Raw genomic sequence first — 19,850 nt, forward strand, 5'->3', positions numbered from 1 at the left:
CTCGACATTCCAGATGACGTGGCCGGTGCCCTGATCCGGGTGCAATCGGCCATTGCCTTTGGTCGCCCCGTGCCCGACCAAAATCTCCATCTGACGTTGGCTTTTCTTGAGGACGCCCCTCAACCTGCGCTGGAAGATCTGCATGATCTGTTGACGGGCCTGCGGGCAAAGCCGGTCGAGATCTGCTTTACCGGCATCGACAGCATGACCGAGGCCGAGCGTGGCTTGATCTTTGCCGCCGTGGCACGCAGCGACGCGTTGCAAGCCTTGCATGACCGGATCGCCAGCCTGTGCCGGCAGGCGGGGCTTGATCTGCCGCGCCGCCGGTTCCGCCCGCATGTCACCTTGATGCGGGCCGGGCGCCGCCCCGATGGTGTGGCGCGCGACCGCTTGGCGGCCAGCCTCGGGGCCCGCCCCGATCTGCCCGGTTTTACCGCGCGGGCGGTGACGCTCTACCGCTCGACGCTTGGGCCGCGCGGCGCCCATCACGACCCTCTGGCCAGTTATCCGCTGTCAGGTTGAGCCGCGCGGGCGGCGATCAGATCGACAAGCCGCTGGCGCGCCGGGGGCAGGGGCTTGTTGCCCAGCGACCCCGCCAGATGCGTGGATAGGAAATGGCCGGTGACAGCCAGCCCCTGCACCACCTCGCGCGGGTCGTTGCCCGGCACGCCGCGCATGACACCCGGCAGGATCAACAGCCGATCGGCCCATGAACCCGCCCCAGCCGCCGACACCGCCCGGCCGCTCCGTGGCGAGACATAGGCCAGCCCCTGCGTCGCCCCCGTCACCGCACAGGCCGACAGATCAAGACCGAACCCCGTTTCCTCCAGAAGCGCCTGTTCCCAGCCCAGATAGGCCTCGGGCCAGCGGTCGGCCCCCAGCCCGTCGAGCAGCGCAAGGCTGCGGGCATAAAGCGCCGGATAGGCTTGGCGTTCGGGCAAGGCAAAGGACAATAGCGCACAGACCGCCGACAGCCCCGCCAGCGTCAGCCGGTCCTCCATCGCTGTGGCGGCACGCCCCCGGATCAGATCCACGGTGTAGCTTCCCATGTGCCCATCCAGCCGCGCCCGCCACGTCGCATCGATCTGTGCGCCGGGCTGCAACAGCGGTGCCATCTTGCGCGAGGCGCCACCCCGCACCACGCCCAGATGCCGCCCGTGATCGGCGGTCAACAGATCCACGATCGCGGCATGTTCGCCATGCCGACGCACGCCCAGAACGATCCCCTCGGCCCGCCATTCCATGCGCCCGAGTTAAGCCCGCCAGCCCGCGCTTGTCCATCTGGCAGGGCCATGGCAGGCTTGGCCCATGTTTGCCGCGTTGTCCCGTCCCGCCCGTCGTCTGGCTCTTGTGATCGCGCTTCTGGCGCTGGTGTCGGTTGCCGCGCAATTCCATCACCTCATCACGATCCGGGCCGCGCCCCCCTTGACCACCGCATGGGACATGGCGCGGTATTTCACCATCCTGACCAATCTTCTGGTGGCCGTGAGCCTTGTCATGGTTGCCCGCCCGCCCCGTGGGCGGGTGCCGTTTGTCTGGTTGGCCGCGCTGACGCTGTCGATGGTCATGGCCGGCGCGGTCTACCACCTGTTGCTGTCTGACCTCGTGACCTTTACCGGCATTGGCTGGTGGGCCGATCACGGGCTGCACACCGCCGGCCCCATTGCCATCGCGCTGTGGTGGTTGGCCTTTGCGCCAAAGCGGCAGCTTGCGTTGCGGCATCTGCCCGGACTTGCGCTCTGGCCGGCGGTCTATGGGGCCTATGCGCTCGTGCGTGGCGCGGTTGACGGCGCCTATCCCTATCCCTTTGTCGATCTGGGCGCCCTGTCGCCCGTGACGGTCGCCATGAACCTTGCGGGGCTCTTGTGCGCCTTCGTCCTTGGGGGCGCGGTGATGATCGCCATCGGCCGATATGCCGACAGATGACCGTGCCGGACTATGCCCAACGCCCTGGCCATCGGCCGTTCAGTCCAGCCCCGGCGTATCGAGCAGATGCCGACCGCCGCGATCCTCGACCTCGATCACCCAGAGATCGGGGTCAAACCCGCGCTGCCGGGCGATCGCGGCGTCGATCTCGGCCTCGGGGCCGCTGGCCAGTTCCATCCAGATGGGGTCCCCGGTCATCGGGTCGGTGCGCCGCTGAAACGCCACGCCCCGCCCATCGAGCGTGTTGCATTTGACCACCACAGCCCCCGCCGTGGCATCGCCGCGCGCCACGACAAAGGCGGGAATATCAGCAAGCCTGAGCCGCGCCAGATAGGCCGCCACCCAGAATTCCGCCGTCAGCCTTGGCGCCATCAGCTCAATTCCCGTCGCGGAAATCGAGACCCATCTCGGAATAGCGCTCTGCCTCTTCCAGCCAGTTCGGGCGCACCTTGACCTGCAAGAACAGATGCACGCGGCGGCCCATGAAGGTTTCCAGCTCTTCGCGGGCGGCCTTGGACACGGCCTTGATCGTCTCGCCGCCCTTGCCCAGCAAGATGCCCTTGTGGCCGTCGCGGGTGACGTAAACGATCTGGTCGATCCGCGCCGATCCATCGTCGCGTTCTTGCCAGCTTTCGGTCTCGACGGTCAGCTGATAGGGCAATTCCTCATGCAGCCGCAGCGTCAGCTTTTCGCGCGTCATCTCGGCCGCGATCATCCGCATCGGCAGATCGGCGATCTGATCCTCGGGGTAAAGCCACGGCCCCTCTGGCATGGCGTGCCCCAGCCAATCGCGCAGATCCTCGACCCCATATCCCTTTTCGGCCGAGATCATGAAGGTGCGCTCAAAGGGAAAGGCCGCATTCATGGCTTCGGTCAGCTTCAACAGAACCGGCGCCTCGACCCGGTCGATCTTGTTGATGGCCAGCGCGACGCGGCGGCCCTTGGCCTTTTCGGCCAAGCCTTCAAGGATCGCATCCACCCCTTCGGTCTTGCCGCGATGCGCCTCGATCAACAAGACGATCACATCGGCATCTGCCGCGCCCCCCCAGGCAGCCGCCACCATCGCGCGGTCCAGCCTGCGGCGGGGCCGGAACAGGCCGGGTGTGTCGACAAAGACGATCTGTGCCTCCCCGGCCAGAGCCACGCCGCGGATGCGCGCGCGCGTTGTCTGCACCTTGTGCGTCACGATCGAGACCTTGGCCCCCACCATGCGGTTGAGAAGCGTGGATTTGCCCGCGTTGGGCTCTCCGATCAGGGCAGTAAAGCCGGCGCGGCTGGTCATGGGGTCGTATCCTCGGGGTTCTCTGGCTGTCTCTCCTAGCCGATCGCACCTGTCATGGCCACAGTCCACGGTTGCACGACGCCACCCATCGGCGCTATGGGGGCGCGTCTGTCAGAGCAAGGGAACAGGACCATGGCGGCAAAAGTGTTCATCGATGGCGAGGTTGGAACCACCGGCCTGCAGATCCGTGCGCGCCTTGAACGTCGCGCCGATATCACCTTGATCTCCCTGCCCGAGGACCAGCGCAAATCCCGCCTTGCCCGCCTTGGCGCCTTTGCTCAAGCCGATGTGGCCATTTTGTGCCTGCCCGATGCCGCGGTCCATGAGATCGCGCCGGATCTGCGCGATCTGCCCTGTCGGGTGATCGATGCCTCGACGGCGCACCGCACCGATCTGGCATGGGAATTCGGCTTTCCCGAGCTTGACGCAGGCGCCCGCGGCCGGATCGCTGCGGCAAAGAATGTGTCAAACCCCGGCTGCTATTCGACGGGCGCCATCGCGCTGCTCAAGCCCATGATCGACGCCGGCCTCATCGCGCCCGATCACCCGATCACGATCAACGCTGTTTCGGGCTATTCCGGCGGTGGCAAGGCCATGATCGCGGATTTCGAAGAGGGGCGCGTGCAAGGCGGTTTCGTCTATGCAACATCGCAACACCACAAGCATCTTCCCGAGATCATGGCCCGCGCCGGGCTGCTGCGCAAACCGATCTTTGTGCCCCAAGTGGGCCAGTTCGCCCAAGGCATGATCGTGCAGGTGCCGCTGCATCTGCCGCCCGGTGGCCCCGCGGCCGCGATGGCCGCACTGCGCGACCATTACGCGAGCCAGCATTTCGTGCAGGTGGTCGAACGCGCCGCTATGGGCGACCGGATCGACCCGCAGCGCCTGAACAACACCAACCGGATGGAGTTGACCGTGGATGGCGCCCTTGAGACCGGGGCCACCGTGCTCATCGCTGTCCTCGACAATCTCGGCAAAGGTGCCTCTGGCGCGGCGGTGCAGAACCTCAACCTGCTGCTGGGTCTGGACGAGGCGCTGGGCCTCTGAGCCCGTCTTGCCCATCTTTGCTTTGCAAATACTCTCGGGGGTCCGGGGGGTGAAGCCCCCCGGCGGGTCGCCGCGCAACGCGCGGCGAAACCCCTGTCAGCTTGCGCACAGCCGATCAAGCAGGGCCTGGGCTGCGGCCTGTTCGGCCTGTCGCTTGACCTTGCCCTCGGCTTCGGCGGTCTGACCATCGGCCAGCCGCGCCTCGACCCGAAAGATCGGCGCATGGTCCGGCCCGTCGCGGGACAGCTCACGGTAGCTGGGCGGCGCCATGCCGCGGGCTTGTGCCCATTCCTGCAGCGCGGTCTTGGCGTCGCGCGCATCCTCTGCCACGCCTGCCACCCGCGCGCCCCACAGCCGCAACAAAACTGCGCGCGCCGCCTCGAACCCGCCATCGAGATAGACCGCCGCGATCACGGCCTCCATCGCATCGCCAAGCAGCGCCGTCTTGCGCCGCCCACCCGTCGACATCTCGGATTTTCCCAGGCGCAGCACCGCGCCCAGATCGATCTCGCGCGCCACCTCGGCACAGGTTTCCTTGCGCACCAGCGCGTTGAAGCGCGGCGCAAGCTGCCCTTCGCTGGCGGCCCCGTCTTGCGCCAGAACCGCCTCGGCCATCACCAGACCCAAGACCCGGTCGCCCAGAAATTCCAGCCGCTGATTGTCGGGCCGCGTCGCCGATGACAGGGAGGCATGGGTCAGCGCGCGCGTGATCAACTCGGGCTGGGCAAAGCGATGGCCCAGCCGGTCACAGAATGCTTCGAGCTCGCGCGCCAGCTTCACTCGATCGCCTCGAAAAACCGGTCCGCGCGCCATGTCCAGAAATAGACCATGCGCCGCCCTGCCGATGAGAACATGACCCGGTCCGCCCGTCCCAGCAGATTGGCGAAAGGTACAAAGCCCACCCCACCCACCGATTGCGGAAAGCGCGAATCCACCGAATTGTCGCGGTTGTCGCCCATCACAAAGAAATTTCCGTCGGGCACCAGATATTCCTGTGTGTCGTCGCCCCGGGTGCCGTTCGCGATGTTGAGGATCGAATGGCTGACCCCGCCGGGCAGGGTTTCGGTAAAGCGTTCCTTTTCACAAATTCCGCCCGCGCCCACAGGCGCGTTGGAACAGCGCGGAGGCAAAGCTTGCGGTCCCTGGGGTTCGAACACCTCTTGAAAGGGGGGGGCTTGCGTCAGGCTCACTGCCACCCCGTTGAGATGCAAAACCCCCGCGATGACCTGCACGCGATCACCGGGAAGACCGATCACCCGCTTGATGAAATCACTGCCTTCGGTCGGGTGGCGAAACACCACCACATCGCCGCGCTCAGGGTCACGGCCGAAAAGCCGCCCTTCGAAGGGGCACATGGAAAACGGGCAGGAATGGCGCGAATAGCCATAGGCCATCTTGTTGACGAACAGGAAATCCCCGATCAGGAGCGTGTCCTTCATCGATCCCGAGGGGATCCAGAAGGGCTGAAAGAACAAGGTCCGGAACACCCCCGCGATCAGCAGCGCATAGACGATCGTCTTGACCGTTTCCATGATGCTGTCCTGTTTGGCCGCTGCCGCCATGATGGTTCGCCTTTTCGCGTGTTGTCATCCTTGCGGGTCTTGAGCCAGCCCCGCGCCCGAGTCAAGAAAACTGGGGCGCCTCAGGGGCGCGGGGCGCGCGGTTTATAGACCGGCAACTGCCAGCCAAACAGCAGCGATCCCGAACGCAGCGCAAAACAGGTCACGATGCAGGCGATCAGCGACAGCGCCTCGGATGGCCATAGCGCCTCGGTGATCACCGCCGCACCGGCACCGGCGAAAGCGGCCGTGATGTAAAGCTTGCCCGACCGGATCAACAGCGGCACCTCGTTGGCCACGATATCGCGCAACAGCCCGCCCACACATCCCGTGATGATCCCCATGATCAAGATGATCGGCACGCTTTGTCCGGTTTCCGTCGCAGCCCTGACGCCTGCTGCCACCGCGATGGGCAGCGCCAGCGCATCGAGCCAGGTCAGAACCGTCTGGCGGCTTTCCAGCAGATGGGCGGTGAAAAACACCAGCACGGCCGCAGTTGCCGCGATCGCCAGCGGCGTGGGATCGGCGATCCAGAACACCGGATCGCGGTTGAGCAACAGATCACGCAGCGTGCCACCGCCCACAGCGGTCAGGCTGGCCATGAACATGAACCCCACAAGATCCAACTGTGCCCGCGAGGCCGCCAGCCCGCCCGTCAGCGCAAAGACCAAAACGGCAGCGTAATCCAGCGCGCTCAGGACCGTCATTTGAACGGCTTCATGCCAGCGCGCGCCAATTCATCGGCCCGCTCGTTTTCAGGGTGGCCGGCATGGCCCTTGACCCATTGCCATGTCACGCGGTGGCGCGCCTGTGCGGTATCCAGACGCCGCCAGAGATCTTCGTTCTTGACCGGCTTGTTGGACGAGGTCTTCCAGCCATTGCGCTTCCAGCCATGGATCCAGCCGGTCACGCCATTCTTCACATAGGCGCTGTCGGTCACGATGGTGATGCCTGCCGGACGCTCCAGCGCCTCAAGTGCCGCGATGGCGGCCAAAAGCTCCATCCGGTTGTTGGTGGTGTCGGCCTCGCCGCCGTGGAGTTCGCGTTCCTTGACGACGGCATCGCCGTCCCTGGCCTGCAACAGCGCGCCCCAGCCGCCCGGCCCGGGATTGCCCGAACAGGCCCCGTCGGTATAGGCAAAAAGTTCAGGCATGCTTGCCCCTCATGTCACGACCCCGACACCAAGACAGATCACGACAACCGCCGTCAGCATCAGCCGCAGCGGCAGCCACCATGCGGGCGCCAGCCCTTGCCGAGCTGCACTGGCGTCGATCGCCAGAAGCGCGATGAAACCCGTGATCAGCATGATCAGACTTGGCCGTGGTTCGGCAAAGGCCGTCAGGAACACAAAAATCGCAGGGATCACCGACAGACCGTAGAAGAGCGCTGCCTGCCGCCCCTCGGCCTTGGTGGCAAAGCCCCAGATCACGCCTGCCATGAAGCACAAGATCACGATGCCGTAGATCTGCAACAGCGCCCGTCCAGTGTGGTTGGGGCTCCATGCGCGGCCAATTTCTGCAAGGGCGGGCACCCATAGGCTCAGAGCGCCGTAGAGGAACGGGATCAATCCGGCGATGCCGAGAAGCAGGGCGGGGGCAGGGATGCGCATCATGGGTGGTATCTGCATGGCGTGGGCCGGACGGGCAAGTGAAACTGCACCACGGCAGATGCGCAAGCGGGGCGCGGTTTTGGGGCGTGGCCGGATTTTCGTACGAAAATCCGCATGTGCGATTTTTCGTACGAAAAATCGGCCTCGAACTCAGACTGGGTCGCGCAGCACACGCGGCACCTTGAATTCGACGTGTTCCTCCGCCGTCACCACGGGTCTCACCGTTACCTCGAAACGGGCGCGGAACGCATCGATCACCTCGTTGACCAACACCTCGGGCGCGCTGGCGCCTGCCGTGATGCCCAGCGCGCGGATGCCTTCAAGCGCGCGCCAGTCGATCTCTGCGGCACGTTGGACAAGCTGGGCATAGCCACATCCGGCGCGCGCCCCCACCTCGACCAATCGTTTCGAATTGGACGAATTGGGCGCGCCGACCACCAGCATGGCATCGCAAAGCGGCGCCATGACCTTGACGGCGTCTTGCCGGTTGGTGGTGGCGTAACAGATGTCTTCCTTGTGGGGGCCGACGATGGCCGGGAACCGCGCCTTCAGCGCCGCCACGATGTCTGCGGTGTCATCAACGCTGAGCGTGGTCTGTGTCACAAAGGCCAGACGCGCCGGGTCGCGGACCAGAACGGTCGCCACATCCTCGACCGTTTCGACCAAAAGCACCTCGCCCTCGGGCAGTTGGCCCATGGTGCCGATGGTTTCGGGGTGGCCTGCATGGCCGATCATGATCATCTGGAGCCCGTTTTCGTGGTGGCGCGCGGCCTCGATATGGACCTTGCTGACCAAGGGGCAGGTGGCGTCGACAAAAATCATCTGGCGCTGTGCGGCCTCTTGTGGAACGGATTTTGGCACACCATGGGCCGAAAAGATCACGGGCCGATCCAGCGGGCAGTCGTCCAGTTCTTCGACGAACACCGCGCCCTTGGCACGCAGATCATCGACGACGAATTTGTTGTGAACGATCTCGTGGCGCACATAGACGGGTGCGCCCCATTTCGCGATCGCCATTTCGACGATCTTGATCGCCCGGTCCACGCCTGCGCAAAAGCCGCGCGGCGCAGCAAGATGGATGGTGAGTGGCGGCTTTGTCATCGGTGCCTCGGGCGGCTGAACTGTCAGATCGGATTTACACCAGAGCTAAAAGCTTCGCGCGCTGGCGTCCAGCCTTTGGGTCATGCCGTTGGGGTGTTGCCGTCGCGCGGTTCACGCGGCGGGCGGCCGATCACGTCGCGCAATTCGTCCAGCTCGATGAAGTTATCCGCCTGACGGCGCAAATCATCGGCGATCATCGGAGGCTGCGAGCGGATGGTCGACACCACCGAGACCCGGCACCCCTTGCGCTGGAGCGCCTCGACCAGGGGACGGAAATCGCCATCGCCAGAAAACAACACGATGTGATCGACATGTTCCGCGATTTCCATGGCATTGACGGCCAGTTCGATATCCATGTTGCCCTTGATCTTGCGCCGGCCTTGGCTGTCGGTGAATTCCTTTGCGGTCTTGGTCACCATGGTAAAGCCGTTGTAGTTCAACCAGTCCACCAGCGGGCGGAGTGGCGAATATTCATCGTTTTCGAGCAGCGCGGTGTAGTAAAAGGCGCGCAGCAGTTTGCCGCGCTGCATGAATTCGCTACGCAGCAGCCGATAGTCGATGTCGAACCCCAGCGCCTTGGCCGCCGAGTAGAGATTGGAGCCATCGATGAACAAAGCGAGGCGCTCGTCGCGGTAAAACATGTGGACTGGTCCTTGATGAATGGCTTTTGGTGCAATCGTGCGGATCGATAGATGATCTGAATGGTGCGAATCCTTATACCAAAGGCAAGGGGTGCGTCGAGCGGATGAAGAACGCTGTTGAAATTCCTGCGGCGTCGCGGGCCTTGCTGGCCTTGGGTTCCAACCTTGCCCATCACGGCCAGCACCCCAAAGAGACCGTGCTGCTGGCGGTGGCGCTGTTGGAGCAACGGCTTGGGCGCGCGCTCCGTGTCAGTGGCTTGTACCGCACACCGGCCTTTCCGGCCGGATCGGGGCCCGAATTCGTCAATGCGGCCGCTGAGCTGTGGTGGGAGGATACGCCCGAGGCGCTGCTGGCGCTGCTTCATGAGGTGGAGGCCGCAATGGGCCGGACCCGGCGCCAGCGATGGGAGGCCCGAATCATGGACATCGATCTGATTGCGCTGGGCGCGCAGGTGCTGCCCGATGCCCAAACCCAGCGTCACTGGCAAAGCCTGGCGCCCGATCAGGCGGCCCGGCAAACACCCGACCGCCTGATATTGCCGCATCCGCGTCTGGCCGAGCGCAGCTTTGTCTTGGTGCCCTTGGCCGATATCGCCCCTGATTGGTTCCATCCCGTGACGGGGCTGAGCGTGGCCCAGATGCTGGCCGCCCGCCCACCGGCCGAGCGGGCCGAAGTCGTGCCTTTCGATGCCGCGCCGTGATGGGCGGTTCTGGCTTGTCATTTCACGCGCCCGGGCTTAAGTCGTGCTTTTCGGATACTCCCGTGCAGACTCTGGAGGTGCCTTCGTATGGCCCGCGTCACCGTTGAAGATTGCGTCGACAAGGTTCCCAATCGGTTCGAGCTTGTGATGCTTGCCGCCCACCGCGCGCGTGAAATCGCGGCGGGTGCGGCCCTGACCATCGACCGCGATAACGACAAGAATCCTGTCGTGGCGCTGCGCGAGATCGCCGATGAGACCCAGGGCGCCGATGATCTGCGCGAACGCCTGATCGAAAGCCATCAGACCCAGATCGAGGTCGACGAACCCGAAGAAGACGCAATGGCGCTTTTGCAGGGTGTGGACGCCGACCGCCCCGTGCATGACAACATGAGCGAAGAGCAGATGCTGCGCGCGCTCATGGAAGCACAGGGCCACAGGTAGGGACCCGCGCGGACAGGTTGAGCAGGGCATGATAGACGCCGACGACCTGATCGCGCTGGTTCGGAACTACAATCCCAAGACCAACGAGCCGCTTTTGCGCGGGGCCTATGCCTATGCGCAGCGGATGCATGAGGGGCAAACACGCCACTCCGGCGAGCCCTATTTCACCCATCCCGTGGCGGTGGCCGCCATCCTGACCGAACAGCGGCTGGATGACGCCACCATCGCCACAGCCCTTTTGCACGACACGATCGAAGATACCAAAGGCACCTATTCCGAGATCGCCCGGCTTTTTGGCACCGATGTGGCCGAGCTGGTCGATGGGGTCACCAAGCTGACCAATCTCGAACTTTCCAGCCGCGAATCGAAGCAGGCCGAGAATTTCCGCAAGCTGCTGATGGCAATGTCCAAGGATTTGCGCGTCATCTTGGTCAAGCTGGCCGACCGGCTGCACAACATGCGCACCATTCGCCACATGCCGGCCGAAAAACAGGCCAAGAAAGCGCATGAGACCATGGATATCTACGCCCCGCTCGCGGGCCGCATGGGCATGCAATGGATGCGCGAAGAACTTGAGGATCTGTCGTTTCGGGTCCTCAACCCCGAGGCGCGCAATTCCATCATGCGGCGTTTCCTGACGCTGCAAAAGGAAACCGGCGATGCGATCCCGCGCATCAGCGATGACATCGAGGCGGTGCTTGACCGCCACGGGCTCAAGGCCGATGTGTTTGGGCGCGCAAAAAAGCCCTTTTCGATCTGGCGCAAGATGCAGGAAAAGGAGCTGTCATTTTCGCGGCTGTCCGACATTTACGGGTTCCGCGTGCTGACCGCGACCGAGGATGATTGCTACCGTGTGCTGGGCGCGATCCACCAACGCTGGCGCGCGGTGCCGGGGCGGTTCAAGGATTACATCAGCCAGCCCAAATCGAACGGCTACCGTTCGATCCACACCACCGTGTCGGGGCGCGACGGCAAGCGCGTCGAGGTGCAGATCCGCACCCGCCAGATGCATGATGTGGCCGAATCGGGCGTGGCGGCGCATTGGTCCTATCGTGACGGCGTCAGATCGGAAAACCCCTTTGCCGTCGATCCGGCCAAATGGCTTGAAGGGCTGACAGAACGCTTCGAGAATGCCGAGGACAATGACGAATTCCTCGAGCATGTGAAGCTCGAGATGTATTCCGATCAGGTGTTTTGCTTCACGCCCAAGGGCGATGTCGTGCAATTGCCCAAAGGCGCCACCCCCATCGATTTCGCCTATATGATCCACACCCGGATCGGTCATTCCTGTGTGGGGGCCAAGGTCGACGGGCTGCGTGTGCCGCTCTGGACGCGGCTCAAGAACGGCCAGTCGATCGAGATCATCACCGCCGAGGGTCAGACCCCGCAGGCAAGCTGGATCGATATCGTCGTGACAGGCCGCGCCAAGGCCGCGATCCGGCGGATGCTGCGCGAGGAAGACCGCGAACGCTTTATCAAGCTGGGTCGCGAATTGGCGCGGCTGGCCTTTGAGCAGGTGGGCAAAAAGGCGACCGACAAGGCGCTCGATACCGCGGCGCGGGCCATCGGGCTGAAAAACGGTGCTGAAATGCTGGCACGGATCGGTTCGGCCGAATTGTCGGCCCGGTCGGTCGTGGCGCGCATCTATCCCGAACTGGCCCGCCAATCCGACACCACGGATGTCGAAGCGCGGCGCGCGGTCATCGGTCTTCCCGCAGGGGCCGAGACACGCCGCGCGCAATGTTGTCAGCCGGTGCCGGGCGAACGCATCGTCGGCATCACCTATCTGGGGCGTGGGCCCATCGTGCATGCCATCGATTGCCCGTCGCTTGCGGCATTCGACGACAGCCCCGAACGCTGGATCGATCTGCACTGGACAGAAGGGCGCCATGCGGCGATCCATAACGTCACGGTGGATGTGACACTGTCCAACCAAAAAGGCGTGCTGGGTCGCATCTGCACATTGATCGGCGAACAGAACGCCAATATCTCGGACTTACATTTTATTGACAGGAAACCGGACTATTTCCGGCTTCTGATCGATGTCGATGTCCGCAATGCAGAACATCTGCATGCGGTCATGATGGCGGTGGAACTGGACAGCGATGTGGCAAGCCTTCAGAGGTTCCGGAGCCTCGACCGGCGCCCCTGAGGGGTCCATCGCCGCAAAGAGGGCTTGCGCAGGCTTTCGGGCATGACGCGGGCAGGAAGGGAAAGGCAGACACATCGTGGTTTTCAAGCGCCGCGAGTCGCGATCGGCCCTGCGTCTGGTGGGCGAAGTGTTCTGGCCCCGCGGGGGCTGGGTGCGCGCCTTTCATTACGTCAAGCACCGCATGCACCGTCTGCCCGGCACGCCCGAGCAAATCGCGCGTGGCGTGTTTGCGGGGGCCTTTACCGTCTTTACCCCATTCTTTGGGCTGCATTTCCTTGTTGCCGCGGTCTTGGCAAAGATGATGCGTGGGTCGATCCTTGCGTCGCTTTTGGCGACCTTTATCGGAAATCCCCTGACATATGTACCGATTGCCATCATCTCGCTTCAGACCGGGCATTGGATGCTGGGCAGCAGCATGCGCAGCGCCGTCGATGATTCGACATTTTCCAAATTCGCGGCGGCAGCGGGTGATCTGTGGTACAATTTCGTTGCGATCTTTACGCCTGAGCGCGCCCACTGGGCCGAGTTGCACAGGTTTTACGACGATGTGTTCTTTCCGTGGATGGTGGGGTCGATCATTCCCGGCCTGATCTGTGGGGCGGTGTGTTATTATCTGAGCGTTCCGGTGATCCGGGCCTATCAAAAGCGGCGTCTGGTGCGATTGCGCAAGAAGATGGAAAAGCTGCGCGAACAGGCTGGCGCAGCGGCGGTCAAGCGCTAGGCTTCATCCCATCGGCAGGGAGACGAAAACAATGGCAAGTCGTTTAAGGCTGGGCGTCAACATCGACCATGTGGCGACAGTGCGCAATGCGCGCGGCGGCGCGCTGCCCGATCCGGTGCGCGCGGCCATGATGGCCGAACAGGCCGGCGCCGACGGCATCACAGCCCATCTGCGCGAGGACAGGCGCCACATCCGCGACGCCGATGTCGGGGCGATCATGGCGGCGATCACGATTCCCCTCAACTTCGAGATGGCCGCGACGCCCGAGATGCAAGCGATCGCGCTGTCCCATCGCCCGCATGCCGCCTGCATCGTGCCCGAACGCCGCGAGGAACGCACCACCGAAGGCGGGCTTGAGGTGGCGGCGAACGCCAACTGGATGGGCGATTACATCGCGCCGTTGCGCGAAGCGGGGTGCCGGGTGTCGTTGTTCATCGCGGCCGACCCCGCGCAGATCGCGGCCGCCGCCCGGATCGGCGCGCCGGTCATCGAATTGCACACCGGCGCCTATTGCGATTTTCATGCCGAAGGTGACTTTACCGCCCGTGACGCAGAGCTTGCCCGGTTGATCACAGGTGCCAAACAGGCCGCCGATCTGGGCCTTGAGGTGCATATGGGCCATGGGTTGAGCTATGACAATGTCGCCCCCATCGCCGCCATCCCCGAGGTGGTGGAGCTGAATATCGGCCATTTTCTGATCGGTGAGGCGGTGTTTGTCGGTCTGCCCACGGCCATCGCCCAGATGCGCGCGCAGATGGATGCCGCCCGCGGGTGATCGCGGCGCCCATTGCGAATTCGCGGTGAATGGGCGAAGCTTGTCGTGTTCAGACCACCGTCAGACCCGGAGGGTTTTGTGCGCATCTTGTTTGCTGTCCTGACTGGGGCGGCTGCCCCTGCGGTCATGGCCGCAGTGCGGGGGCGGGCCGTATGCTCCAACCTCGATCAAGCCGTCGGTCCCCTGTCATGATCCTGGGTATCGGCACCGATCTGGCCAATATCGAACGCATTCAGCGTGCGCTGGACCGCTTTGGCGACCGGTTCCGCGACCGTGTCTTTACCGTGACCGAACAGAACCGCGCCGATCGGATGAAGGACCCCGCTTCCGTCTACGCCAAGCGCTGGGCTGCCAAGGAGGCGTGCTCAAAGGCGCTTGGCACCGGGTTGCGCATGGGTATTTCGTGGAAGGACATGGCGGTCAGCAATCTGCCGTCTGGTCAGCCTGTGATGCAGGTCTCGGGCTGGGCCAAGGAACGCCTCGATCAGATGACCCCGGATGGATACGGCGCGATCATCCATGTCAGCCTGACCGATGACCATCCATGGGCGCATGCCTATGTGGTGATCGAAGCCCTGCCCTTGGGTGAGCAAACCCAACGCCCCCAAGTCGGCCCGGTCTCGCGGCGCAAGATCGGCTGAAGCTTAGCGCCGCCGATCTTTCTGCCGCCGCCGATAGGCGTATTCGGTGGGGATCAGCACAAGCGCCGCGCTTGACCCGATGATGGCATCGACGCCCGGTGTGCCAAAGCTCAGCCCGAAAAGCGCGCGCAGAAAGAACAAGACCAGCACCGCACCAAAGGTGATCAGGATCGACGGCACCATGCCATTGTGGCTCCAGCCCCATTTTTCGAACAAGATCGCCACCGCGCCCGCAATCATCAACGAGCCGAAAAACGAAAACATCACCATGGCTCACCCCTCCACTACAAAACCCGGCGCAATGCGCGCACCCCTCAGATAGGCCTCGGCGGGCATCCGCGGCTTGCCTTCGGGCTGCACCTCGGTGATCGCGACAGCACCTTGGCCGCAGGCGATGGTCAGGCCGTCCAGAACCGTTCCGGGCAAGCCCGCGCCTTGTGCCATGCGGCTGCGCATCAGTTTGACCCGTTTGCCCGCGATCATCGCCCAGGCGCCCGGAAAGGGCGAGAGGCCACGGATCAAACGGTCGATTTCCTCGGCGGGGCGTGTCCAATCCACCCGTGCCTCGGATTTGTCGATCTTTTCGGCATAAATCACCCCCGCCTCCCGCTGGGGCTGGGGCGTCAGATCATCAAGTTGCGCCAGCGCTGCAATCACGGCATCGGCACCCAGAACCGCCAACCGGTCATGCAGATCGCCCGCCGTGTCCGTCGCGCCGATGGGAATGGCGCGCGTCATCAGCACCGGCCCGGTATCCAGCCCCGCCTCCATCTGCATGATGCAGACCCCGGTTTGCGCATCGCCCGCCATGATCGCGCGCTGAATGGGTGCTGCCCCCCGCCAGCGCGGCAGCAAGCTTGCATGGATGTTGAGGCAGCCGCGCTTGGGCGCATCGAGCACCGCTTGCGGCAAGATCAGGCCATAGGCCACCACCACCGCGACATCCGCGTTCAGGGCCGCGAATTCGGCGTGTGCTGCCGCATCACGCAACGTGCGCGGGTGGCGCACGTCCAAGCCCAAGGCGCTGGCGCGGGTGTGAACCGGGCTGGGGCGCTCGGCCTGACCGCGACCGGCGGGCCGCGGGGGCTGGGTGTAGACGCAAGCGATCTCATGGCCTGCGGCCACCAAGCCATCCAGCACCCTGACGGAAAACTCGGGTGTGCCCATGAAGACGATCCGCATCAGCGCGCCCCCTTGGTGGCCCGCTTGAGCAACATCTCGCGCTTCAGACGCGACAGGCGGTCGAAATACATCCGCCCCTCCAGATGGTCGATCTGATGCTGCACCGATGTCGCCCAGAGCCCGGTAAACTCCTGCCGCACGCGCATTCCCAGATGATCGGTAAAGGCGACGGTCACGGTCGCGGGGCGCGTCACCCTGGCCCAGACGCCGGGCAGGTTGGGGCTGGCTTCCTCATGATCGTTCAGGGCGGTGGCGGCGGCGATGATCTCGGGGTTGGCCATGCGGATGGCCTGGCCCCGCGCATCGCTGGCATCGACCACGGCCAGCCGCAGCATCACGCCGATCTGCGGCGCGGCCAAGCCTACGCCCGGCATCGCCTCCATCGTGGCGATCATGTCGTTCCAGATGGCGCGGATGTCATCGGTGATGGCCCCGACATCGGCCGCGGGCGTCCGCAGCCGCTTGTCGGGCCACATCACAAAGGGGCGGTTCTGTCCGCTCACGCCTTTTCCCGCATGCGGTCTTTCTTGAGCTTCACCATCTTGCGGGTGATCAACTGGCGGCGCAGGGCAGTCAGGTAATCGATGAACAACACGCCGTTCAGATGGTCGATCTCATGTTGCAGGCAGGTGGCCCAGAGACCGTCGAAGGTCTCTTGCTGTTCGGCGCCGTTGCGGTCGATCCAGCGCGCCGTGACCGCAGCAGGGCGTTCGACATCGGCATAGACGTCGGGGATCGACAGACAGCCCTCCTCATAGATGCTGCGTTCGTCAGAGGCGGCCACGATCTCGGGGTTGAACATCGCGATGGGGCGGGGCGGCGCGCCATCGCCCTTGATGCAATCCATCACGATCAGCCGCGTATCGACGCCGATCTGGGGCGCGGCCAGCCCGATGCCCGGCGCGGCATACATGGTTTCCAGCATGTCATCGGCCAACCGGCGCAGATCATCCGACAGATCGGCAATCGGCAGGGCCGGCTTTTTCAATCGCGGGTCGGGATGGATCAGGATCGGGCGTTTCATGCGACGGCATTTAATCGAGCCTCGGCCATGCCGCAACGCCCATGCGGCGCGGCGACATGACCTGCCACCGAGAATGTAACCTTGACGTTACCAAAGGCTTCATTATGTAACTCAAAGGTTACAGAAAGGAGCGATCCATGACTCGCAATCCGGTGAATCTCATCCGGCTTTTCGGCAATGCCGCGCTGGTGCTTGTCGTCTCTGCCGCGATGGCGGCTGCCTTGTTGCATCGTCAGGATGTCTGGACAGGTTGGCCCTGGCTGATCGGCGCCGTCGCGCTTGGCTACGCGGCGCTGTCGGTCTGGGCGCATCTGCGCTACCCCCGCGCTGCCGAGGCCGCCTGGGATGAGCAGAACGCGGTCGCCCATCAGGCCAGCCTCGCCTTCGGCTACTGGGCCGTCATGGCAGTGTTTCTCGGGCTTTTCGGGCTTGTGCTTGCGGGCCTCACCGACCCTGCCGCGGCCTTCTTCCTGATCGCGCCGGTGCTCGCCATCGCGCCGTCGCTTCACTTCTTGTGGTCTGTCCTTCGGGGCCGTGCCGAATGACCGGGGTGCGGCTGGTCGTGGCGCTCAGGGCGCATCGCAGCGCGGCCGGCCTGACGCAGGCCGATTTGGCCGACGCCGTCGGTGTCTCGCGCAAGACGATCAACACCATCGAGAACGGTATCTTCGTGCCCTCGACCATCCTTGCGCTTCGGCTCGCCCGGCATCTGGGAGTTTCGGTCCACGAACTGTTCGCGCTGCTCGACTGAGGCTTGCGCCCGACGCCCCACACGGTAGCGTGGCGTCGCACAGCACAGCACATCACGGAGCCGACCCATGTCATTCGACGAGATCATCGACCGCCGCGGCACGCATTGCGTGAAATGGGACAAGATGGAGGCGCTTTACGGCGTCAGCCCCGATGATGGCATCGCCATGTGGGTGGCCGATATGGAGTTCCGCCCGCCGGCCTGCGTGCAAGACGCGCTGCAAGCGGTGGCCGATCACGGCATCTACGGCTATTTCGGGGATGAAGGCGCCTATCTGGGTGCGATCTGCTGGTGGATGGAACACCGCCATGGCTGGCGTGTCGATCCGGCGGCGATCTTTACCACCCATGGTCTGGTGAACGGCACGGCGATGTGCGTCGATGCCTTTACCGCGCCGGGCGATGGGGTTGTGCTGTTCACGCCGGTCTATCACGCCTTTGCCCGGGTGATCCGCGCGGCGGGGCGCGATCTGGTCGAATGCGAGATGCCTTTGGTCGATGGGCAATACAGCCTCGATTTCGCGGCCTGGGACACGCAGATGAAGGGGCATGAGAAACTGCTTGTCCTGTGTTCGCCGCACAATCCCGGCGGCCGGGTCTGGACACGGGCCGAGCTGGACGGCGTGGCCGATTTTGCGCGCCGCCATGATCTGATCCTTGTCTCGGACGAGATCCACCATGATCTGCTGATGCCGGGGCAGGTGCACACGCCCATGGCCTTGATCGACGGCATTGCCGACCGGCTGGTGATGATGACGGCGGCGACCAAGACCTTCAACATCGCGGGCGCGCATGTGGGCAATGTGATCATCCATGATCCCGGCCTGCGCGCGCGGTTCGGGACGCGGATGGCGGCGCTGGGGCTGTCGCCCAATTCCTTTGGGCTGTTCATGGTGACGGCGGCCTATTCGCCCGAGGGCGCTGAATGGGTTGATCGGGTCTGTGCCTATCTTGCCGAGAATGCGCGCATTTTCGACGAGGGGATCAACGCCATTCCCGGCCTGCGGTCGATGGCGCTGCAATCGACCTATCTGGCCTGGGTCGATTTTTCCGGCACCGGCATGAGCCGCGCGGAATTCACCGCCCGCGTCGAAAAAGGTGCGCGGATCGCCGTCAATCATGGGCCGAGCTTTGGTCAAGGGGGCGACAGTTTCCTGCGCTTCAACATCGCCGCCCCGCGCGCGGTGGTCGAGGATGCGGTCGCGCGGATGCAGGCGGCATTCGCCGATCTGCAATAGCTGTCCTTGACGCTGTCGCTACGCTGCACCGCAGCACTTGCATGCTGCAAAGCAATATCCTATCGAATGGCGCAATTCAGACGAAACATCCTTGCGCAAGGACCCCGCCCATGAGCTTCCGCCTTCAGCCCCCGCCTGTTGCCCGCCCGAACCGGTGCCAGTTGTTCGGCCCCGGTTCGCGGCCTGCGCTGTTCGAGAAGATGGCGGCAAGTGCGGCGGATGTGATCAACCTCGATCTCGAAGATTCGGTCGCACCTGATGACAAGCCCACCGCGCGCGCCAATGTCATCGCGGCGATCGGAGCTGTGGATTGGGGCACCAAGACGCTGAGTGTGCGGATCAACGGCCTCGACAGCCCGTGGTGGTATCGCGATGTCGTTGATCTGCTGGAACAGGCCGGCGAACGGCTTGACCTGATCATGATCCCCAAGGTGGGATGCGCCGCCGACATCTATGCCGTCGATGCGCTGGTCAGTTCGATCGAGGCAGCGATGGGGCGCAAAAAGCGCATCGGCTTCGAGGTGATCATCGAATCTGCCGCTGGCATCACGCATGTGGAAGAAATCGCCAAAGCCTCGCCCCGCTTGCAGGCGATGAGCCTTGGGGCGGCCGATTTCGCGGCCTCGATGGGGATGCAGACCACCGGCATCGGCGGCACGCAGGAACGCTATTACATGCACCGCGACGGCGCGAAATACTGGTCGGACCCGTGGCATTGGGCGCAAGCGGCCATTGTTGCGGCCTGTCGCACGCATGGGGTGCTGCCCGTGGATGGGCCCTTTGGTGATTTCTCGGATGATGAGGGGTTCCGCGCCCAAGCGCGCCGGTCGGCCACGCTGGGCATGGTCGGCAAATGGGCGATCCACCCCAAACAGGTTGCACTTGCCAATGAGGTCTTCACCCCGTCGGACGCCGCCGTGCTTGAGGCGCGCGAGATCCTCGCCGCGATGGTGGCCGCCAAGGCATCCGGGCAAGGCGCCACGGTCTACAAGGGGCGGCTCGTTGACATCGCTTCGATCAAGCAGGCCGAGGTGATCGTGAAACAGGCCGAAATGATCGC

General features: G+C 64.1%; 27 protein-coding genes. 13 read left to right on the top strand and 14 right to left on the bottom strand.

The annotated features are described in order from the left end of the window. The coding region (thpR, locus tag Q0094_RS04410; protein ID WP_297615654.1) for an RNA 2',3'-cyclic phosphodiesterase at positions 1-522 on the top strand (522 nt) is incomplete at its 5' end. Here the strand turns inward: thpR and recO are convergent. Beyond that, positions 504-1,244, bottom strand: a complete 741-nt coding sequence (gene recO, locus Q0094_RS04415; RefSeq protein ID WP_297615656.1) for a DNA repair protein RecO — start codon at positions 1,242-1,244, stop codon at positions 504-506. The two genes, thpR and recO, sit on opposite strands and share 19 nt — an antisense overlap. Before the next feature lie 64 nt (positions 1,245-1,308). On the opposite strand from recO, the gene Q0094_RS04420 reads away from it, so the two are divergent. Beyond that, entirely contained in the window at positions 1,309-1,926 is a 618-nt protein-coding gene (locus Q0094_RS04420) for a Pr6Pr family membrane protein (protein ID WP_297615658.1), read from the top strand. 39 nt (positions 1,927-1,965) lie between these two features. Here Q0094_RS04420 and Q0094_RS04425 read toward each other — a convergent pair whose 3' ends face one another. After that, entirely contained in the window at positions 1,966-2,298 is a 333-nt protein-coding gene (locus Q0094_RS04425; protein WP_297615660.1) for a DUF1491 family protein, read from the bottom strand. Between the two features lie 4 nt (positions 2,299-2,302). After that, complete coding sequence (gene era, locus Q0094_RS04430) at positions 2,303-3,208, bottom strand: GTPase Era (RefSeq protein WP_297615662.1); 906 nt, start codon at positions 3,206-3,208, stop codon at positions 2,303-2,305. Between the two features lie 132 nt (positions 3,209-3,340). Between era and argC the strand changes: the two genes are divergently transcribed. Then, positions 3,341-4,255: an N-acetyl-gamma-glutamyl-phosphate reductase gene (gene argC, locus Q0094_RS04435; RefSeq protein WP_297615664.1), complete on the top strand. Its 915-nt coding sequence runs from the start codon at positions 3,341-3,343 to the stop codon at positions 4,253-4,255. 96 nt (positions 4,256-4,351) lie between these two features. Here the strand turns inward: argC and rnc are convergent, their stop codons facing one another. From rnc to Q0094_RS04470, 7 genes are all read right to left on the bottom strand, one after another. Then, entirely contained in the window at positions 4,352-5,035 is a 684-nt protein-coding gene (gene rnc / locus Q0094_RS04440) for a ribonuclease III (protein ID WP_297615667.1), read from the bottom strand. Then, the gene (gene lepB / locus Q0094_RS04445) at positions 5,032-5,817 is read right to left on the bottom strand and encodes a signal peptidase I (RefSeq protein WP_297615669.1); all 786 of its coding nucleotides are present in this window, start codon (positions 5,815-5,817) and stop codon (positions 5,032-5,034) included. Before lepB ends, rnc begins: the two co-directional genes overlap by 4 nt. A gap of 80 nt (positions 5,818-5,897) precedes the next feature. Beyond that, positions 5,898-6,521 (bottom strand): trimeric intracellular cation channel family protein, encoded by a 624-nt coding sequence (locus Q0094_RS04450; protein WP_297615671.1) that lies wholly within the window; start codon positions 6,519-6,521, stop codon positions 5,898-5,900. Then, positions 6,518-6,967 carry a ribonuclease HI gene (gene rnhA, locus Q0094_RS04455; RefSeq protein WP_297615673.1) on the bottom strand — a complete coding sequence of 150 codons (450 nt, stop codon included), beginning with the start codon at positions 6,965-6,967 and terminating at the stop codon, positions 6,518-6,520. The genes Q0094_RS04450 and rnhA overlap by 4 nt, the downstream gene beginning before the upstream one ends. Positions 6,968-6,976: 9 nt before the next feature. After that, a complete protein-coding gene (locus tag Q0094_RS04460; RefSeq protein WP_366940217.1) occupies positions 6,977-7,441 on the bottom strand; it encodes a DUF3429 domain-containing protein in 465 nt (154 codons plus the stop codon). Positions 7,442-7,573: 132 nt separating this feature from the next. Continuing rightward, the gene (gene ispH / locus Q0094_RS04465) at positions 7,574-8,524 is read right to left on the bottom strand and encodes a 4-hydroxy-3-methylbut-2-enyl diphosphate reductase (RefSeq protein ID WP_297615675.1); all 951 of its coding nucleotides are present in this window, start codon (positions 8,522-8,524) and stop codon (positions 7,574-7,576) included. A gap of 80 nt (positions 8,525-8,604) precedes the next feature. Continuing rightward, positions 8,605-9,165 carry an NYN domain-containing protein gene (locus Q0094_RS04470; protein ID WP_297615677.1) on the bottom strand — a complete coding sequence of 187 codons (561 nt, stop codon included), beginning with the start codon at positions 9,163-9,165 and terminating at the stop codon, positions 8,605-8,607. Between the two features lie 104 nt (positions 9,166-9,269). Here Q0094_RS04470 and folK point away from each other — a divergent pair, with 104 nt between their 5' ends. The 6 genes from folK to acpS all read left to right on the top strand — a co-directional run bounded on the left by folK (position 9,270) and on the right by acpS (position 14,596). Then, positions 9,270-9,866, top strand: a complete 597-nt coding sequence (gene folK, locus Q0094_RS04475; RefSeq protein WP_297615679.1) for a 2-amino-4-hydroxy-6-hydroxymethyldihydropteridine diphosphokinase — start codon at positions 9,270-9,272, stop codon at positions 9,864-9,866. An 87-nt stretch (positions 9,867-9,953) separates the two neighbouring features. Then, positions 9,954-10,307, top strand: a complete 354-nt coding sequence (gene rpoZ / locus Q0094_RS04480) for a DNA-directed RNA polymerase subunit omega (protein WP_297615681.1) — start codon at positions 9,954-9,956, stop codon at positions 10,305-10,307. Positions 10,308-10,335: 28 nt separating this feature from the next. After that, positions 10,336-12,459, top strand: a complete 2,124-nt coding sequence (locus Q0094_RS04485; RefSeq protein WP_297615683.1) for a bifunctional (p)ppGpp synthetase/guanosine-3',5'-bis(diphosphate) 3'-pyrophosphohydrolase — start codon at positions 10,336-10,338, stop codon at positions 12,457-12,459. Between the two features lie 76 nt (positions 12,460-12,535). After that, complete coding sequence (locus Q0094_RS04490; protein WP_297615685.1) at positions 12,536-13,180, top strand: DUF2062 domain-containing protein; 645 nt, start codon at positions 12,536-12,538, stop codon at positions 13,178-13,180. Positions 13,181-13,211: 31 nt separating this feature from the next. Further along, positions 13,212-13,955 (top strand): pyridoxine 5'-phosphate synthase, encoded by a 744-nt coding sequence (locus Q0094_RS04495; RefSeq protein ID WP_297615687.1) that lies wholly within the window; start codon positions 13,212-13,214, stop codon positions 13,953-13,955. Positions 13,956-14,143: 188 nt separating this feature from the next. Continuing rightward, positions 14,144-14,596: a holo-ACP synthase gene (acpS, locus tag Q0094_RS04500; RefSeq protein ID WP_297615689.1), complete on the top strand. Its 453-nt coding sequence runs from the start codon at positions 14,144-14,146 to the stop codon at positions 14,594-14,596. 3 nt (positions 14,597-14,599) lie between these two features. Here the strand turns inward: acpS and Q0094_RS04505 are convergent, their stop codons facing one another. Genes Q0094_RS04505 through def (Q0094_RS04520) form a run of 4 tightly spaced genes read right to left on the bottom strand, consistent with a single transcriptional unit; the run spans position 14,600 to position 16,802 of the window. Continuing rightward, positions 14,600-14,866 (bottom strand): hypothetical protein, encoded by a 267-nt coding sequence (locus Q0094_RS04505; RefSeq protein WP_297615691.1) that lies wholly within the window; start codon positions 14,864-14,866, stop codon positions 14,600-14,602. A gap of 3 nt (positions 14,867-14,869) precedes the next feature. Continuing rightward, positions 14,870-15,778 carry a methionyl-tRNA formyltransferase gene (gene fmt, locus Q0094_RS04510; RefSeq protein ID WP_297615693.1) on the bottom strand — a complete coding sequence of 303 codons (909 nt, stop codon included), beginning with the start codon at positions 15,776-15,778 and terminating at the stop codon, positions 14,870-14,872. After that, complete coding sequence (gene def / locus Q0094_RS04515) at positions 15,778-16,254, bottom strand: peptide deformylase (protein ID WP_297615707.1); 477 nt, start codon at positions 16,252-16,254, stop codon at positions 15,778-15,780. The genes fmt and def (Q0094_RS04515) overlap by 1 nt, the downstream gene beginning before the upstream one ends. Positions 16,255-16,277: 23 nt before the next feature. Further along, a complete protein-coding gene (gene def / locus Q0094_RS04520) occupies positions 16,278-16,802 on the bottom strand; it encodes a peptide deformylase (protein WP_297615695.1) in 525 nt (174 codons plus the stop codon). A gap of 137 nt (positions 16,803-16,939) precedes the next feature. Here def (Q0094_RS04520) and Q0094_RS04525 point away from each other — a divergent pair, with 137 nt between their 5' ends. The 4 genes from Q0094_RS04525 to Q0094_RS04540 form a co-directional block, all read left to right on the top strand. Next, complete coding sequence (locus tag Q0094_RS04525) at positions 16,940-17,347, top strand: hypothetical protein (protein ID WP_297615697.1); 408 nt, start codon at positions 16,940-16,942, stop codon at positions 17,345-17,347. After that, positions 17,344-17,553 (top strand): helix-turn-helix transcriptional regulator, encoded by a 210-nt coding sequence (locus Q0094_RS04530; RefSeq protein WP_297615699.1) that lies wholly within the window; start codon positions 17,344-17,346, stop codon positions 17,551-17,553. Before Q0094_RS04525 ends, Q0094_RS04530 begins: the two co-directional genes overlap by 4 nt. A gap of 67 nt (positions 17,554-17,620) precedes the next feature. Then, a complete protein-coding gene (locus tag Q0094_RS04535) occupies positions 17,621-18,790 on the top strand; it encodes a MalY/PatB family protein (protein ID WP_297615701.1) in 1,170 nt (389 codons plus the stop codon). A gap of 110 nt (positions 18,791-18,900) precedes the next feature. Then, a partial coding sequence (locus Q0094_RS04540; RefSeq protein WP_297615703.1) for an L-malyl-CoA/beta-methylmalyl-CoA lyase occupies positions 18,901-19,850 on the top strand: 950 nt, incomplete at its 3' end.

Origin of the sequence: uncultured Roseicyclus sp., from assembly GCF_937892565.1 — a bacterium.
Lineage (GTDB): Bacteria > Pseudomonadota > Alphaproteobacteria > Rhodobacterales > Rhodobacteraceae > Roseicyclus.

Excerpts from the sequence above, each read along its gene's own strand:
- Q0094_RS04495 (WP_297615687.1), top strand. The coding sequence starts at position 13,212 with ATGGCAAGTCGTTTAAGGCTGGGCGTCAACATCGACCATGTGGCGACA.
- Q0094_RS04425 (WP_297615660.1), bottom strand. The coding sequence starts at position 2,298 with ATGGCGCCAAGGCTGACGGCGGAATTCTGGGTGGCGGCCTATCTGGCG.
- ispH (WP_297615675.1), bottom strand. The coding sequence starts at position 8,524 with ATGACAAAGCCGCCACTCACCATCCATCTTGCTGCGCCGCGCGGCTTT.
- Q0094_RS04450 (WP_297615671.1), bottom strand. The coding sequence starts at position 6,521 with ATGACGGTCCTGAGCGCGCTGGATTACGCTGCCGTTTTGGTCTTTGCG.
- fmt (WP_297615693.1), bottom strand. The coding sequence starts at position 15,778 with ATGCGGATCGTCTTCATGGGCACACCCGAGTTTTCCGTCAGGGTGCTG.
- Q0094_RS04530 (WP_297615699.1), top strand. The coding sequence starts at position 17,344 with ATGACCGGGGTGCGGCTGGTCGTGGCGCTCAGGGCGCATCGCAGCGCG.
- Q0094_RS04420 (WP_297615658.1), top strand. The coding sequence starts at position 1,309 with ATGTTTGCCGCGTTGTCCCGTCCCGCCCGTCGTCTGGCTCTTGTGATC.
- def (WP_297615707.1), bottom strand. The coding sequence starts at position 16,254 with ATGTGGCCCGACAAGCGGCTGCGGACGCCCGCGGCCGATGTCGGGGCC.
- Q0094_RS04535 (WP_297615701.1), top strand. The coding sequence starts at position 17,621 with ATGTCATTCGACGAGATCATCGACCGCCGCGGCACGCATTGCGTGAAA.
- Q0094_RS04460 (WP_366940217.1), bottom strand. The coding sequence starts at position 7,441 with ATGCAGATACCACCCATGATGCGCATCCCTGCCCCCGCCCTGCTTCTC.
- folK (WP_297615679.1), top strand. The coding sequence starts at position 9,270 with ATGAAGAACGCTGTTGAAATTCCTGCGGCGTCGCGGGCCTTGCTGGCC.
- lepB (WP_297615669.1), bottom strand. The coding sequence starts at position 5,817 with ATGGCGGCAGCGGCCAAACAGGACAGCATCATGGAAACGGTCAAGACG.
- recO (WP_297615656.1), bottom strand. The coding sequence starts at position 1,244 with ATGGAATGGCGGGCCGAGGGGATCGTTCTGGGCGTGCGTCGGCATGGC.
- Q0094_RS04525 (WP_297615697.1), top strand. The coding sequence starts at position 16,940 with ATGACTCGCAATCCGGTGAATCTCATCCGGCTTTTCGGCAATGCCGCG.
- Q0094_RS04505 (WP_297615691.1), bottom strand. The coding sequence starts at position 14,866 with ATGGTGATGTTTTCGTTTTTCGGCTCGTTGATGATTGCGGGCGCGGTG.
- Q0094_RS04470 (WP_297615677.1), bottom strand. The coding sequence starts at position 9,165 with ATGTTTTACCGCGACGAGCGCCTCGCTTTGTTCATCGATGGCTCCAAT.
- def (WP_297615695.1), bottom strand. The coding sequence starts at position 16,802 with ATGAAACGCCCGATCCTGATCCATCCCGACCCGCGATTGAAAAAGCCG.
- acpS (WP_297615689.1), top strand. The coding sequence starts at position 14,144 with ATGATCCTGGGTATCGGCACCGATCTGGCCAATATCGAACGCATTCAG.
- Q0094_RS04485 (WP_297615683.1), top strand. The coding sequence starts at position 10,336 with ATGATAGACGCCGACGACCTGATCGCGCTGGTTCGGAACTACAATCCC.
- rpoZ (WP_297615681.1), top strand. The coding sequence starts at position 9,954 with ATGGCCCGCGTCACCGTTGAAGATTGCGTCGACAAGGTTCCCAATCGG.
- argC (WP_297615664.1), top strand. The coding sequence starts at position 3,341 with ATGGCGGCAAAAGTGTTCATCGATGGCGAGGTTGGAACCACCGGCCTG.
- era (WP_297615662.1), bottom strand. The coding sequence starts at position 3,208 with ATGACCAGCCGCGCCGGCTTTACTGCCCTGATCGGAGAGCCCAACGCG.
- rnhA (WP_297615673.1), bottom strand. The coding sequence starts at position 6,967 with ATGCCTGAACTTTTTGCCTATACCGACGGGGCCTGTTCGGGCAATCCC.